At 45.1% G+C, this 16,099-nt stretch carries 11 protein-coding genes and 3 pseudogenes; 4 read left to right on the top strand and 10 right to left on the bottom strand.

Translation table 11 applies throughout. The features are described 5' to 3' along the window. Nucleotides 1-31: 31 nt before the first annotated feature. From RDN66_RS20365 to RDN66_RS20345, 5 genes are all read right to left on the bottom strand, one after another. Nucleotides 32-1,009, bottom strand: a complete 978-nt coding sequence (locus tag RDN66_RS20365) for a spore coat protein U domain-containing protein (protein WP_202216945.1) — start codon at nt 1,007-1,009, stop codon at nt 32-34. 28 nt (nt 1,010-1,037) lie between these two features. Further along, nucleotides 1,038-3,317, bottom strand: coding sequence for a fimbria/pilus outer membrane usher protein (locus RDN66_RS20360; RefSeq protein ID WP_227675124.1), 2,280 nt, complete (start codon nt 3,315-3,317; stop codon nt 1,038-1,040). A 70-nt stretch (nt 3,318-3,387) separates the two neighbouring features. Further along, a complete protein-coding gene (locus RDN66_RS20355; protein WP_202216947.1) occupies nt 3,388-4,095 on the bottom strand; it encodes a molecular chaperone in 708 nt (235 codons plus the stop codon). 14 nt (nt 4,096-4,109) lie between these two features. Next, nucleotides 4,110-4,619 carry a spore coat protein U domain-containing protein gene (locus tag RDN66_RS20350; RefSeq protein ID WP_202216948.1) on the bottom strand — a complete coding sequence of 170 codons (510 nt, stop codon included), beginning with the start codon at nt 4,617-4,619 and terminating at the stop codon, nt 4,110-4,112. 410 nt (nt 4,620-5,029) lie between these two features. After that, on the bottom strand, nt 5,030-7,801 hold the full coding sequence (locus tag RDN66_RS20345) for an autotransporter outer membrane beta-barrel domain-containing protein (RefSeq protein ID WP_202216949.1): 2,772 nt from the start codon (nt 7,799-7,801) through the stop codon (nt 5,030-5,032). 810 nt (nt 7,802-8,611) lie between these two features. Between RDN66_RS20345 and RDN66_RS20340 the strand changes: the two genes are divergently transcribed. Beyond that, nucleotides 8,612-9,094, top strand: coding sequence for an Hcp family type VI secretion system effector (locus tag RDN66_RS20340; RefSeq protein WP_035895992.1), 483 nt, complete (start codon nt 8,612-8,614; stop codon nt 9,092-9,094). After that, a complete protein-coding gene (locus tag RDN66_RS20335) occupies nt 9,091-9,570 on the top strand; it encodes a DUF2778 domain-containing protein (RefSeq protein WP_072011421.1) in 480 nt (159 codons plus the stop codon). The genes RDN66_RS20340 and RDN66_RS20335 overlap by 4 nt, the downstream gene beginning before the upstream one ends. Before the next feature lie 321 nt (nt 9,571-9,891). Here the strand turns inward: RDN66_RS20335 and RDN66_RS20330 are convergent, their stop codons facing one another. Further along, a complete protein-coding gene (locus tag RDN66_RS20330; RefSeq protein ID WP_308538144.1) occupies nt 9,892-10,182 on the bottom strand; it encodes a SymE family type I addiction module toxin in 291 nt (96 codons plus the stop codon). 92 nt (nt 10,183-10,274) lie between these two features. On the opposite strand from RDN66_RS20330, the pseudogene RDN66_RS24365 reads away from it, so the two are divergent. Next, nucleotides 10,275-10,465: pseudogene (locus tag RDN66_RS24365) on the top strand (hypothetical protein). Between the two features lie 20 nt (nt 10,466-10,485). On the opposite strand, the gene RDN66_RS20325 reads toward RDN66_RS24365, so the two are convergent. The 4 genes and pseudogenes from RDN66_RS20325 to RDN66_RS20310 form a co-directional block, all read right to left on the bottom strand. Then, on the bottom strand, nt 10,486-10,713 hold the full coding sequence (locus tag RDN66_RS20325) for a hypothetical protein (RefSeq protein ID WP_202216951.1): 228 nt from the start codon (nt 10,711-10,713) through the stop codon (nt 10,486-10,488). Between the two features lie 661 nt (nt 10,714-11,374). Further along, nucleotides 11,375-12,835 carry a metallophosphoesterase gene (locus RDN66_RS20320; RefSeq protein ID WP_202216952.1) on the bottom strand — a complete coding sequence of 487 codons (1,461 nt, stop codon included), beginning with the start codon at nt 12,833-12,835 and terminating at the stop codon, nt 11,375-11,377. Beyond that, complete coding sequence (locus RDN66_RS20315) at nt 12,817-13,743, bottom strand: hypothetical protein (protein WP_202216953.1); 927 nt, start codon at nt 13,741-13,743, stop codon at nt 12,817-12,819. The genes RDN66_RS20320 and RDN66_RS20315 overlap by 19 nt, the downstream gene beginning before the upstream one ends. A gap of 237 nt (nt 13,744-13,980) precedes the next feature. Further along, nucleotides 13,981-14,976: pseudogene (locus RDN66_RS20310) on the bottom strand (IS3 family transposase); the annotation flags it as partial. A 66-nt stretch (nt 14,977-15,042) separates the two neighbouring features. Here RDN66_RS20310 and RDN66_RS20305 point away from each other — a divergent pair. Then, nucleotides 15,043-15,984, top strand: a pseudogene (locus RDN66_RS20305) (IS110 family transposase); the annotation flags it as partial. Nucleotides 15,985-16,099: the final 115 nt, after the last annotated feature.

Raw genomic sequence — 16,099 nt, 5'->3', positions numbered from 1 at the left:
TTTCAGTATACGTTATCGATAAAGATTTTCTTTAGTAGTTCACATTGATGGTGACGGTATCGGCATAGGTATCCGGGCGATAATTGGCGCTAGGGGCTACGGCGTAAACCGTCTGGTTGACGGCTAATCCGGTGCCTGTACCTGCTACCGTATTGGTAGAAATAATATTGCCCCATGCCGTGCCGCTAACGCCCGCCGTCGAGTTGAGCTGATAAGGTACCTGATCGGTATTGGTGGCAGGAACCGCGGTACTTTTCATCGTACCGCTGCCGGTGGTGCTGCCGTTGGAAGGCGACAGGCCAATGGTATACGGCGTAGAGTTGGTGCAGGCCATGGTGAAAAAGTTATTACCGGTAATATTGGTCTGCGAGCTGGGAACCGAGCCGAGGTTGATGTTATTGACGGCATTGATATTGCACTGTTTGTTGACGGAGGCGGTCACCAGGAATGGGAAGGTCTGTAAGTTGGTTGTGCTACAGGTTCCCGGCGGTGCCAGCAGCGCGCCGTTGATGGTGACGTATGCTGTCGCACCGGTATAGGTGTCGGTATAGTTACCCGGTACGACAGTATTTTGCCCGCTAGGGACGGTGCCATAGACAGTCAAACTGCCGCTGACCGTGGTGAGATCCAGCAGGTTGATACCGACCGTGGGGAAGGTGCCTCCGCCAGCTGTCTGATTTCCCCAGACCTGGCTATTCCCACTGCTATCCTTGTAGTAAAGCTGATAGTTCAGTGTACCACCGCCGGTGGTGGTCATTTTGCGGGTGGCGATCGTATTGCCGCCAGGTGCACCGAGGTTAAAGCACAGCGTATATCCACCCAGCAAATCCCCGACGACTTTTGAACAGCTGTAGTTAAAAGTCATCGAGGCCTGGGCATCGGTCGTGGATAACGGGTTTACTGAGCTAAACGCCACGTTCGAGACGGCGCTGATTGAGCAGTTCACCGCATGGCTTTTCATGGGAAAACAGAAAACCCCAATGAGTAAAATCAACACGCGTAGCCACATAGCGTCAGCTCCTGTTCAGTGAAAGCGTTTATTGGCACGTTAACGGGCCAATCTGCGGGATATCCCGTGGTTTTTGCGGGTAGTCGAACTGGGCAGAACAGCCGCCTGAGCGGGTGCTCACCCTCAGCGTGTTGTGTATTTTCAGCGTATCGAAGTAGACCATACCGTCGAAACCGACCACCGCACGTTGCCCGGATGCGCCGTTAAGCACGGCGGTTGAGCCCTCGGGAATGTCCTCCCCTTTGCTATCTTTCAGGATAATCAATGCGGAGCGTACCGGCCTGACGGTGAAATTCACCATCGTCCCGGAACGGTCGGCAGGGGTTGCCACGGCGTTAACGGGGTAGATCTGCATATTCGCAGGCAGGTTTAACGGGTTAATGCTGATTTGGTTTTTCTGATAGCTGTTAAGCGGCGTAACGAGCAGCAGCCCCTGGCTATCGCTGGTGCCAATCGGGTTGTTCTGCAACTCAATGGGCACGCCCGGCACGCCGTCAGTCGAGACCACCGCGAAACCGTTGTTGATAAGGCGTGAAGCAAACACGCCGCCGCCCATCAGCACCAGCGAACCGTCAGCGCCCGCATAGGCTGTCTGGCTGTCAGCGATATGGCTATAGCCGCTGTACACTTTGCCGTAGCGCCCCAGATAGCCGAGTTCGCCTTGCCCATTTTGCTGTGAATCCTGTTGGTTGAGCGCCAGATTCCAGCCCCAGCCGCCGTCCGTAGGCTGTGTCTTGCTGGCGTTGAGCATGTAGCTCATCTGATCGTTGCTGCGCTGCACGGTGCTGCTGGCGCTAATGTTGTTATCAAACGAGACGCTGACCATCAGATACAGGCTACGGTCGCGGCTCTTATCCACGTTCTGATTGAGCCCAGCGTTGAGATAGACGTTATCCGTCACGGATTTATACCAGTTGGCGTTGGTATAGCGCTGCGTGCTTTCACCGGGATAACGAAACTGCAGGTAGCCCACGCTAAAGCTGCCGAGTGCATCCGTGGTGTAGCCCACAATGGTGCTCTGATTCAGCGAAGGCGGCGCCTGGCCGTAACGGGTGGCAACGTCGTGATAGTCATTGACGGTGGCCGTGGTGGCGGTGCTGAAACTAAAGCGGCTGTTGCTCCAGCGGTAGCCCAGGGCGTAGAGGAGGCCGTTTTTCCCCGAGTCTGCGCTCATCGCCAGCGAGGTAGAGATGATGCCGCTGCTAGCGCCGGGTATCCAGTCGCTGCTCAAACCGCCGTTTGCCAGGCTGTCGGTGGCTTCGGCGTGTCCGCCGAGGGTAAAGCTATTGCTGAAACCGTGCCGCCAGGTACCGCTAAAGGCGGGATTGCTGGAGTAATCGAAGGAGGAGTAGCCGTAGTTGTTACGCACCACGCCGACTTCCGCTGACCACTGGGTAATGCCTTTGCGCAGTAAAGACTGGTCGGTATAGAACGAGAAATTCTGCACCGTCGTTTTGCCTAAGGCATCGGTCATCGTGACCTGGCCGGTGCCCGCGCCGTTAATGTTCGGCAGGGTATTAATTTCAAAATTCCCCGCCGGAACTTCGCCGTTGTAGTACTTCACGCCGTTCATATACAGCTCAACGCTTGAAGGCAGGGTAGCAGAGCCAAAAAACGACGGCAGCGGCGTGGTGGGCGTGTAGGGCTGAAGACTATAGTCCGTGCCGAGCTGTATCCCGGCGATGCGGGTCGGGCGTGACCAGTTCAGCGCGCTGGTAAAGGTATCCCCGACGGTGACGGAGAACACCCGTTCCGGGAAAGAGGAACGCCAGCTGGTGTCCAGGCGCGTCATCCCGTTTCCCTGATCGTAATCGTCATGGCTGCTGCTGTAGCGGGCTATCTGCGTGGAGCTCAGCACGCCCGCGCTACTGAAGGCGCGAAGCTCGGTGTACGCGTTGGCGTTGTTCTGTTGGTTTTTTTCCTGCGAGGCGTAGAGATCGTAATTGAGCAGCAAACCGCGCGACGTGCTGACCTTCGGGTTAGCATCATCCCGGTCGCTAATCTCCGTGGTGCCCATATCCAGCATCGGCAGCGGGGCGGTGAGGGTCAGCGTTTGCAGATTGGCATCGTAGTCCAGCTGCAACTGGGCAATATCATTCAGACAGACCGGGTCCGGCGTGCCGGAGGCTACCCGCAGCCCAATCTGGCGCAGGCTGTCGGCGCTGGCGTACAGCCGGTTGTTGTCATAGCCGAACCGGGCAATGCCGATATGGGTTTGGTTCAGCGTAACGTCGAGATAAAGATCGACCCCGACCAGCGGTTTACCATCGGTAATCACCCCATCCTGCGGCGGTTTGTCGCTTTTCATTTCCGCAGACATACCCCTTGTTAAAAATAACACATTGAAAATTAAAATAATTAAAAGCCAGGTTGGCCTGCTATAGCGGTTGCAGCGATTTTTTGCCATTGACCGTGACTTCAAGCTTCCCTCCCTGTCCTGCGTCACCGGCGCTGGCGGGAATAATCCAGCGCATCGTCGAGCCGGGAAGCACGTAACCTAATAACCCCGGGGTAATCTCTTTGCGGCTACCTGACGCGGAGAAAATGCTGACCGCAGAAATTTGCGCGTGCCCGTCTCCCTGATTGCTGACTTGCAAGAACGCTTTCCCGTCTTCGCGATGGATCTGCCATTGCAGTTTGGCGAAGGCATCAGCTACGCCCGGAGGCTGGATAAAGACGGGAATGGAGTAGTGCAGCACAAACTGCAGGGCATTTTTTTTCGGCACTGACGGCGGCAGCTCGTTAATGGAGAGCCGATAGGCATCTTCGGTGGCCGGCGGCGGCCCGGTGCGGATCACGCGGATAAGCTGTCGCCCGCCGGGCGCTAAGGTCAGCATCGGTGGGCTTATCACCAGCCCCTGCGACGCGGCGAGTTTGTCGCCATAGTCGCTCTGGCTCCAGTGAAACACCCGCACCTGAGCGTTGATAGGGTTGCTGCCGGTGTTGCTCAGCCATATGCCCTCCGCCCGCTGGTCTTGTTGCAGCGTCAGGTTGACGGGCGTGACCTGCAGGCCGTCTGCCATCGCCAGTCGGCTGACGAAGACCATCCCCAAAATAAAGGCAAGCGCACTCTTTTTCCCATTCATGTGCCGTCCCTGAACTAGTAGTTAACGCTGATGGTGACCGTATCGGTATAGGTATCGGGTTTGAAGTTGGCGTTAGGGGCCACGGCATATACCGTGATGCTCTGCGCCAGGCCGCTACCGGTTCCCCCGACCCCGTTACCGGCGCTGCTGGAGGTGGCGGTATTGCCCCACGGTTTGGTACCGGCGGAGTCCTGGTTGAGCTGGTACGGGACTTTATCCGTGTTGCCCGTCGTGCCCGCCATAAAGCCGTTACCGGTGGTACCACCGCCGTTAGCAGAAGACGGCGTCAGACCCACAAAGTAAGGCGTGGTTCTGGAACAGGTGACGGCCATACTCGTTGAGCCGTTGGCCGTTGTGGCATTGGACGCCACCGACCCCATATTCAGCGCCGCAGGTTGCGCGACACTACAGCTGCTTGTAATAACGAGCTGTACCTGAAAGGTATTTGTTGCCACTGCCGCGTTTGCTGCGGGAATAACGGCGGATGCCAGGCAGAAAAAAATGAACTTGAAAGACGTGTTCATAGTATTGACCTCTACATAGGTGTTACTTTTCCCTAGTAAAACAATGACGTATGAATCTTAAATCCCTTATATAAAAGTAGAGTAGGTGGTTATATTCCGCCAATTTACCTTAAGACTTTTTTATTAAAAATAGATCCCCCATCACCTTATTGGGTGAGAAAATAAAGATATTTAATATATGATATATTTAATGGTTAAGTGATTATTTGAAATGGAATAGTAGATAATAAGCATGGGTATAAAAAAGGAATTTATTTTATATTTTATAAAATAATATGTAGTAATAATTAAATGATTTGAATAATACTGGCGCTGCGTTTTCGGATCATTCCCTAAAAATAGTAGGGCTTGTGTGTCTGTTTCTTGCCGGGTAAAACTGTGTTTACCCGGCCATTCTTCAGCTTTGATCGTTAGAAAGCGTATTTTACGCCCAGCATACCCTGAGTATCCTGATAGCTGTTGGCCCCTATTTGCTGAGCTACGCTGCCCCACACGCTCAGGTTTTCGCTTACGCGACCTTCCACGCCCGTTTTGAGTTCGGCTACATTGCGTTGACCCTGGATGTCAGAGCGTTCATCACCCATTTTCACACCATAATCTTTTGCGGTGTATACCCAGTTAGCTTCTACAAACGGCTCGAATTGACGTACCGTACCTTTGTTCAGACGGCTCTGACCAGTCATTGATAAACGTACACCCAAACGAGTCTGTATGTTATCACTGCCACGGCCCTCAACTTTCGTACCGTTTGCTTCTGTATGGTCATCGGCCTTCACCCCAGACCACAGTACCTGTGCCTGCGGCGTTACGTAAACGTTATTCACCATGCCGCCTGATGTCATGTACGAGCCGGTATGGAAGGTATATCCGGTCTCCAAAGAAGCAGTAAGACCTTTTGATTTGTACTTTTCATACGATAGTTCATCGCCCTTCACGGAGTTATTAAACCAATTCCAGGCAAGCCAACTATCCGCATACAGACCTGTTTTGTCTTTCGCGTTCTGATACCAGGTACCGTAGATTCCGGTGCTGTAACCCCACACAGAACCTTTTGATTTGTAACCCGATAGGTTATTAAGGGTGCTGCTGTATTGTTTCCCATAGCCACCCATTATGCCGAGGTTCCAGGCGTCATCGATGCCAAGACTGCCGTTAAGAATGTCGTTCCCAATCTGAAATACCATGCGGTTTGCAGAATACTTAGACTGGCCATCTGACATCCGTCCTTCTGAATGGGCGCCCACAGAACGTACCCACAGACTACTTTCCTGGCGCGCACCGGTGACGGGATTGATATAAGCCCCGTTTCCTTTTCGGTCTTCCAAGCGCATATTAAACATTGTTGCTGCTGCCTGCAGGTTTGAGGCATAGCTGCCTCGCTCAGGTCGATAAACTTCATTACTGGTTAAATACCAGTTGTTCATATTTGCCCCTGAAGCTGTCCCCTGCTGGAGATGATATTCATAGCTGCCCGCAACGATACGGCCCTTCTGAGTGAAGGCATCAGAGGTTGAGCTGCCGGTAGAAATGACCTCAATCCCTTCCAGCGTTTTAGCCCCAGTTCCGCCTTCATTGGCTACCGTCACATAGGTTTTTCCGGTTGCTGAGCCGCTAATAGACAGTTTGTCTGTCAGGCTGTCGTCACCACCCAGCACGGTTCCTATAGATAAGGTTCCCTGGTTACCGACGTAATTTCCATCAACAGTCAATGTATAACCAGCACAGGATGAACAGGAATTAAGTATTACATTTCCGCTATTTGTTAATGAAGAAATCACGGATGAAGATAGTAAATAAATATAGCCACTGTTATTTAATATACTATCACCCGTTAATAACGTATCGGTTAAATATGCTATCCCTGTATTATTTAATGTGCTTCCATCAACATCTTGCTGTCCATTTGCGAATAATTCACCAGTGTTATTTAATGTCGAGTGGGTAAAGCTATTCCCCTCTTTTAAATACATCTTCCCTGCATCTTCATTCACAATATTTACCGAATCACCACTATTTCCGGAGAAGGATAATTCCCCGCTGTTTGTTATGATGGCAGATGATGTGGAACTATTAGAAAGATCCAAGTGACCATCGTTGTTAATGGTACTCTTGGTCGCTATCCCTTCATTTATATATGCAGAGGATGTTTTGTCTATATTTATTTCGGTTGAGATTACCGAGTCATTATTTGAAGTTAACTGACTTTTATTGCTCAGAGTGATGGTTGCATCATTTACTGTATTTGATTTGAAATTTAGCGTTGAATTGTTAGCGGTTATTTTTGAATTTGATGAATCATTGCCCTCGCCTGAAAGTACGCCTCCGTTACTCACTTCCATTATATTTTTTGTGGATACGTTATTCTTTAATATTGTATTTGCATTATTAGTTATTATCGTGGTTCCTGGAGCATTATTGTTTGTTGCCGTTAGTACGCCACCATTCTCATTTATCAAGGTTGATTCAGCAGCATAATTTGAGTCAAGAACAACCGTTGACGCATTATTTAGCACAGAAACTTCACCCGCATCGTTTCCATACATAGTCACCGATGAACCGTTCTTTATGGTAAAGTTTGAGGATGTTGCGATATTTTTATCAAAATATGCAGTAGAGGCATCTAATGATATTGTCGCGCCAGATGCATGGTTTGAACTAACAAAAACCATCGAGTCATTATTGGCATCAATCTCTGCGTTAACGGTATAGTTCTTATATAGAATTAGCGTGGCTCCCGTGCCGGATGCTGAGAACTTTCCCGAAGTTGTAGTCGAGTTCCCCTCGTAATAATGAATCACGCCATCTGAGTTTTCGGCTGAGAACTCATCTGAGTAGTCGCCGCTAATAGAGTTTTTTAAATAATATGCTGCCTCTGAGGAATATAATTTCCCTCCTGTCAACGGATTGACTACCGAATATGAATTTGCATTTCCGGAGCCTGAGTTCTGTTGTAATTGGTAAGGAGAGTCCGTTGATGATATATTGTTTGAATCAAATGTTCCAGAATATCCTGATCCTGTTTCATCAATACTTTGTATTGCATTTGACGCGACTTCATTACCAGATGCATCGGTATGAGCAGCGAAAGCAGTTTGGTTAAAAAGGAAAATAATTGAAATTAGTTTATAGTATGTTTTATATTCTTTTTTATCTTTTATTTTTTTCGACTTGATTAGAGACATTCCTGAAATCCTCATCCAGTTACAACAACATAAATACGACATGTATAACTTATGATTGTATTATGATTTTTATTTTGGAGCTAAATGTCGTTGCATTTATCACGCTTGGTAAGAATTTTCCTAATGAAATATATTCTAGGCAATGCTGGATTCATGCGGTTTCTGATATTAATAATAATTTAAGTTATTTTTTGTATATAGGCTGTGGTTATAGTTAATCGTTGGTTTCTTATACTGGATTTTTTGGGTAGTGATAATATTTTTATTATTTTACTGATAATTTAAAATAAACAAATGGAATCAACGCATTGATTTTAAACAAGTATTTATATAATTCGTTTACTGGTGCTGACTTTTGTTTAATAAATTTTATATTATGAAAAACAATAAGAGTCAAAAACAATAGAAGAATTTTGGGGGCTATTTTTTTATATACTGTGTGCGTGCAGCCTTCCATCACTGTTACGCTAACCTGTTGCCCGGTTTCGACCGGCCTCGCACAGCCATTTCCCGGAAAGGGTGAGACTAGGCGTGTTTTTGTTTGCACCCTGCGGACGATATCTCACAATCAATATGTGTTGAGTATTTTTCATGTGTAATGAGAGGGTTTTTATTTTGGTAAATGATTAGCTTCATAATTGGAGATATTGCTCTGCAATACATTTTCCATTCTTGCAAAAATTAATGATGGAATAATTAGCATCAATATAAACAACATATAACCAATGGCTATAGCATTTTTTGCTTTGGTCTCATCTTGATATCCCCGCTATTAATATTTCTATAAACCAATGAAATGGAGTTTTGCATATGGCTATTCCTGCATATTTATGGCTTAAAGATGATGGTGGTGCTGATATTAAAGGTGCTGTTGATGTTCAAGATCGAGAGGGCAGTATAGAGATAATGGGTTTCGGTCATGGTTTGCATCTACCGACCGATAGCAACACGGGAAAAATTACCGGTACACGTGTTCATACGCCTCTCGTTTTTGAGAAGGAGTTCGACAGTTCGAGCCCATATCTATACAAGGCAGTAGCCAAAGGGCAGACGCTAAAAAGTGCAGAATTTAAGTGGTACAAAATTAACGACGCTGGACAGGAAGTCGAATACTTCAACATGTTACTTGAAGGTGTGAAAGTCGTTTCAGTTTGCCCGCTTATGCATGACGTAAAAGACCCAGTGATGGAAAAACATAATCATCTTGAAAGTGTGGCGCTGCGTTACGAAAAAATAACCTGGAAACATTGTGATGGGAATATCATCTTTTCAGATGCATGGAACGACCGATGATCCGCTGTACGTTTCACCTTAATAACGCACAGCTTTCAACGCTGAGCTGTCCTGGCATTGGTTTTTTCCCTGCTTATTCTGGTAACGCTGGAAAATATAGAAACAACCCCGAGGAATCCAGTACTGCTGAAAGGGGACCACTTCCACCCGGTAGATATTTTATCGTGACGCGCCAGAAAGGTGGGCTTAGATCCCGGTGGCATGACCTTATAAAAGAACTGGAGAGTGGATCAAACCGTGATTTATGGTTTGCACTTTATCGCGAAGATGGTGTGATCGATGATATGACATTCATTGATAATGTTCAGCGCGGCTCCTTTAGGCTACATCCTGCCGGGCAATCAGGTATAAGTAATGGATGTATAACGTTACCCAACCATTCACATTATAGAGTTTTACTTGGCGCTTTGCTCCGAACGGGGTCTATTATGATCACTCCACAATTAAAAGCATTTGGTACGGTACAGGTATATTAATGAACCCCAAAAAGCATGTATGTATTTGGTTAATTGAAACGCTGATGCTTTTCGGTATTTATAGCATCCTGTGTTTCTTTATGCCGGATGTATGGCTGTATCATTTCTACACCAGAAATTTTGGATTTGTAACTGAACTAGAATGGAGCGATAACTATACTTTGGTATTGTTTATAGCTTCATTGTTTCTGAATATTATATGTATTTATTTATTCACAAATCGAAAATCAAAAGCATGTAAGAAATTACATAACCATCCATGACTTTTTGTCGGTTTTACCATTGAACCTGTAAGTCTGACTTACAGGTTCATCTTTACTCTTAATGCACCGCCGACACCGCCGCTTCAATCCCTTTCAGCTTCAGCTGCGTCTCCTTCAACTCCGCCAGCAGCTTCTGCTCCTGTTCGCCATAGGCCATAAGGACTATGCATCCTTCCATCACTTTTACGCTAACCTGTTGCCCGGTTTCGAACCCGGCCTCGCGCAGCCACTTCCCGGAAAGGGTGAGGCTCGGCGTATTTTTGTTTGCACCCTGCGGGCGATATCCCACAATTATCGTGCGCTCGGTTTTTGCTGCGGGTAAGTCTTGGGTAGAATGCGGGTTAGCCATAATCAATTCCTTGATCGTTGGTGAGGTTAGACGCTCTGTTTGTGTTCCCGCACATCAGAGCGTTGTCCAGCTAAGGAGGTTGAAGTGGCCTCATGTCAATCGTGTCGCGCGAAAAAAATCAAAAGGTGGTGGTCAGTCACCGCAGTTCAAGATGCATATTGATCCGGCGTTGAAGGGGCAGTTGTATGCCGTGGTAGCGGAGGAAGGCGTTTGTCTCGCCAGTTGGTCGAAGGCATTGGCGAGAGAGGCATTGAGGAGCAAAGGGCTGGAGTCAAAAGGGTAAATTATTTCTTATTGGTGTGTTTATCTAATTTTTTGTGCGTAATTAGCGCGAACGTAACGGTTAATATAGCTATTTAAACCTTCACCTGATTGAGCAAGTCTTGTCATTTCTGCAACCATTTGCACACCAGGAGCTGTAGCATTATATAAATATGCGGAGTCGTCTGAAAAATATACAGCAATGGAATTTGTGCCTGTCTCGAATTGTGTGATGCCTGAGTCATGGCCTCTATTTTGATAAACATTCATTATTTTTTTACCTCTATCTTATTAATAAACTAATTAATTGGAGTGTTTATTATGATTACGAGGCATGAATATGTTAATACGGTAAAATGGCTAGATATTTATAGGCAGGCTGAATGTAATTTTGGCGGAGATCACAGGAGTGTGTATTTTATCATAACTATATGTATTTGTTGGTTTTTATAAGTCTTGATATTGTTTGTTATACACATTCTTTTGGCTGATAAACTATCTATCGATAAAGCACTAGTGATGAAGTTTATCTGAAAATTTTTTTTGGAAAACTGTTAACACTGTCCTCTACGCGTTTTATTATAAAATATTCATATAGTTATGTGGTGAATGGTTGGTGGGCAGTGAATACTTTACTGTTCACACTTGCCGTTTTACAGATAAACCAGACCGGCATCAGTCGGTCTAGGTAGTTTGTTCCGCAGTGTATTCATCGCACTTCGGTAGCCAGTCGGCTTTTCGTTCATCTTTTAGAGTTAGATTGATTTGTATGTCCTGATTATTTACAGCCCTTATCATAGTTCAGTCTGGGCGGTGGAGCCTGAATTAATCAATGTATTGCTTATATTGATTTTGAATAAATTAAAATTTCATTGGTATACCTAAATGTATACCAATGTTTTGTATGTCTTCTTAACCATCTATGGGATATTTAAACTGTATGTGTTAATAATGTTACCCCTGGAGACTCATTATGCATTAGCTCTCTTACAAGTACTTCTATGCGGTCAGAGTGGATTGTTAGTATAGAGTATGAGTTTCTTTCAGAACTGATCATCCTGTTTGCGTTTACACTTGTACTTCCATTTGCGACTACGGTTATATTTCTTTCCTGCCATTCTCGACCACGTTCAAATAAATTATATTTAGCCATGCTAAACATATGTTGGTGACCATGAATCGCTACTTTTATATTTTTAGCTAACGCATTTTTTAATATTTTCAATGAATCTATCGATAAAGATGGTTTCCTATCGACAGCTTCAATGTCGTAAACTGGTAGCAAATGATGATGAAGGAAAACTATCCTTTGAACATTTGATGCAACGTCATCTTTTAGTTGCCTTATAGTGTCAATCCCTTCAATGCCTACACATCCATATTCTGACATTCCTTTATAAGGAACTATTTTACATGAGTTAAGGATGGTTATATCTAAATCTGCATTGTGATTTTTAATATGATAATAATCATTGTATGATAGATTTTCATCCCATCCCCTACCATTGAGTTGGTGAACGAACAACCTAAAATCCATTTCGAAATGATTGTCAGATAATTTATTTACATTATTATAAATCAGAGAGTTATTGCTTTCTGAATCACTTTCAACTTTTCTAAGTATGTCATGATTGCCAGGCACTGCAATAATGTTTTTTTTGTCTAAACCCAATTTAGAACAAAGTTCATGAAGCTCAGAAATTATCCTTGCTTTTTGTTCATGGGTCCAGTTTCCTTTTGTGGTAAAGTCTCCTGTAATAACTAATAAACCAATATCGTTTTGGATTTTTAATTCTTGTAAGTCACGATACAATGTTCTCGATAAAGTATCCTTTGTTTGCCCAGGTTGGTGGAGTTCATTTTCTAGGCAGAACGCAAAGTCTTCACCAAAATGTAAGTCAGATAATATTAATAATTTGTTTTTTTCAAGATTCTTTCTATTTGACGTCTTGTTTTTTTGAGGTGAAGAAACGTTATTGTTACAAATCAAATATGTTGGGTTACCTGCTTCAGCAAAAAGGTTGTCATAATCACTTGAGTAATTATCTAATTGCTCTATTTTTGTAAAAACAAACCACCTGTGTATTTTATGAATGCTTTCTCTATAATAATCAGGAACTTGTTGCAATTGTTTTTCACTGGGAGATGTATTACTTATTCCAGATAATGTTGCTTTATATAATTTATTTAGATCACGGTTAATTAAATAAACATATTCTAAATCATAATCATGAAGAAAATTAGACTCTTGTTGCGTCAGTATCTCCGAATCCTTTTTCCACCACCCCCAGCGAACAGCTCCTAATTCATTAATAATTGAAATATGAGAAGAAACAGTATTGATTGTTTCCTCTGGATCTCTAAATCTCAATATCAGCACGTTTGAATCCATTTGTGTGTCCTAGAAAATGGTGGGTGTGGAATATCCCAAGCTAACAGCTCTGGAAAGTTATTAATCACAGGTTTTATTTTTCCCGTGGTTATCATTTCATCAATTGATGAGACAAGTTGAAGCGGATTATCAATAGAAGCTACTTCATTCTCTGAACTCCAAAGCTCAATATATTCCCTCCCAATTGCTCTTTTGCTTACTGAAGGCCAAATCCAACCAGAGGCTTGCTCAATTTTTCCTATGTGAGTTTTGTTCGACCTTCTAGAGTTACCATCAAGTCTGATAGCTAGTTGATAGTTGTCTAAAATGTATCGACACCACTTTTCATCAGTTAATATTAATTCTTGTAATGATGGTTTAGACTCTAAAGTTATAATTACCAAGTCTCCTTTTCGAATGCCAATATCATGTGACAACATATACGCATGTTTCTCAAAGATAGGGGTTTCATAGCACAGATAATTATTAATTATTTTTATTTCACCCCAACTGTTAATCCATTTGAATAAAGCTTTCTTCTCCTCTGCTGCATTAGGTCTCGTATCATCAGGCCAAATAGATAATAATATTTTTGATTTTTTATGACATGAAAATGCGACCCAACTTAACCAGCGATAATATACATCTAAATACCAAGGTGGATCCATTACAACGTTTTGGAAAGTGGTTCCGATAAATGGAGGTTCGACATTAATATCAATGGTTAAGTGTTTATTTACTTCCTGTATTGGATGTCTATCGATTAATAAATAAGGTCTAAATTTACGAGCCAATAATGATGCAATTGAAGGAGTACCCAAACATAAAACTGTTTGTGGGCCACATAAATTTACGAGTTGGACAGATGTATCATAACTAAACCTCCAATCATAATCTAATGGATGCGGGTCAGGCCTACTGGGAAACATGTCTTTTCCTCATTTTGTATGGCGTAAAAGAAAGATTTTACACAAAATTGTGCATACTGTTCACTTATGGTTTTTTTCCTTAAATTTCAATTAATTGTTTGATGATTGGTTGGTGAAGGGTTATGTGTTCTAATCAAGGTTAGTTCTTTCTGATTAAGAAAACCGGCTTTCACCGGTTCACAATATTAGGCTCGAACACCCTCATCATACTTCGGTAGCCATGTAAGTATCCCAGCTTTAGTTCCACACACTTTTTGAGAATTCCGGTTTTTCAGCCATCAGCCGGTACTCTTCCGGCGTCAGGTTGTTCAGGGATTCGTGAGGTCGCTCGTTGTTATATTCCATCAGCCAGCGTCCGGTGATTTCCCGTGCTTCATTCAGTGTTCTGAACAGGTAAAAATCCAGGATTTCTGTCCGGTATGTCCGGTTGAACCGTTCGATAAACGCATTTTGCGTCGGCTTACCCGGTTTGATAAATTCGAGCTGCACGCCATGTTCTTCGGCCCATTGTGCCAGCGCCAGTGAGACCAGCTCTGGCCCGTTGTCCATCCGTATCTTCAGCGGGTAGCCGCGGTTTGCCACGATCCTATCCAGCACCCGGATGACTCGCTGAGCCGGGATATTCAGGTCGATTTCTATCGCCAGTGCTTCGCGGTTAAAATCATCCACCACATTGAAGGGTCCGGAAGCGTCTGCCGCAGACCAGGGCGTCGTGCATAAAATCGATGGACCAGCTCTGGTTTAATGCTTGCGGTGTCGCCAGTGGTGCTGGATTACGCACTGGCAGCCGCTGTTTTCCCTTGCGACGAAAATTCAGTTTCAGCAGGCAGTAAATCCGGTGAACACGTTTATGGTTCCAGGTATTGCCCTGCCTGCGCAGCAGCTGGAACAACTTCTTAAAACCGTAGCGCGGATAGCGTTCTGCCAGTTCAGTCAGCGCACAGATCACCGGTTCATCACGTCGGGTATCGGGCTGGTAAAAATAGACCGTCCTGCTCAGCGATAACGTCCTGCAGGCCTGGCGTAAACTCATGGCAAATTGTGCCGTCAGATAGCTGACGAGTTCACGCTTTATCGCTGGTTTTAAAGCTTTTTTTCGATGATGTCTTTCAGTGCCCGGCACTCAAGGCTGAGATCAGCAAACATCTGTTTCAGACGTCGATTCTCATCCTCAAGGTCTTTGATTTTTTTAATATCGGCCGCTTCCATCCCGCCATATTTTGCCTTCCAGTTAATGGGATGGACTACCTCCTCCCTCTACGGTTAACTGTACGAAATGTGCTCACCAGGAGAATCACCATGAATATCGTATTTCTGGGTATTGATCTGGCTAAAAATGTTTTTCAGATCTGCGGGTTAAACCAGGCCGGCAAACCGGTTTATACGAAACGCACTGGCCGAAAAGAATTGCTCCAGACGCTGGCAACTATTCCTGCATGTCTGATTGGGATCGAAGCGTCCACCGGGGCATTTTACTGGCAGCGTGAGTTTGAGAAACTGGGTCATAACGTAAAAGTCATCAGCCCCCAATATGTAAAACCTTTTGTCCGGGGGCAAAAAAATGACGGTAACGATGCGCAGGCGATAGCTGTGGCTCTGATGCAACCTACGATGCAGTTTGTTCCACCGAAAAGCCCTGAACAGCAGGATATTCAGGCTCTGCACCGAGCAAGACAGCGTATTGTCAATCATCGTACTGCGACAGTCTGTCAAATCCGGGGACTGCTGCTTGATCGGGGAATAACAATCGGCGCGGCAGTCTCAAGAGTTCGTCGTGCTGTTCCGCTTATCCTTGAAGATGCTGAAAATGGTCTTAGCGTTAGAATGCGCAGGACGATTGCCGAACTCTATGATCTCTTTAACGATCTCGAGCGTCGGATCCATTTTTTTGATAAGGAAATTGAAACAGTATTCAGGCAATCAGAAGCCTGTCAGCGTATCGCCAAAGTTAAAGGCATTGGCCCTAAAACGGCCACGGCCGTTATTGCTGCTATTGGCAAAGGAACTGAATTTAAGAATGGCCGCCACTTTGCTGCATGGCTGGGTCTGGTTCCACGCCAGCATTCGAGTGGCGACAGGCAGGTGCTGATGAATATGACGAAAAAAGGCGACAAGCATCTGCGAACACTTTTTATTCATGGTGCCCGCGCTGTCGTCAGAGTTGCCACGAATAACAATGATAGTCATATGAATCAGTGGGTTAACCAGTTAAAGGAACGGCGCGGATTTAATAAAACGACTGACCTGCCCCCACGATTAGATACAACACTCAGTTAGTAACGTCGGAATCTTCATTCTCAGAATGACCCTTTCTCCAGCCCGCTGCAAATTCAGACGGTGTCTGATAATTCAGCGT

It is taken from the genome of uncultured Kluyvera sp., assembly GCF_902485085.1.
Lineage (GTDB): Bacteria > Pseudomonadota > Gammaproteobacteria > Enterobacterales > Enterobacteriaceae > Kluyvera > Kluyvera ascorbata.
This window is presented reverse-complemented; position numbering and strand designations above follow the sequence as displayed.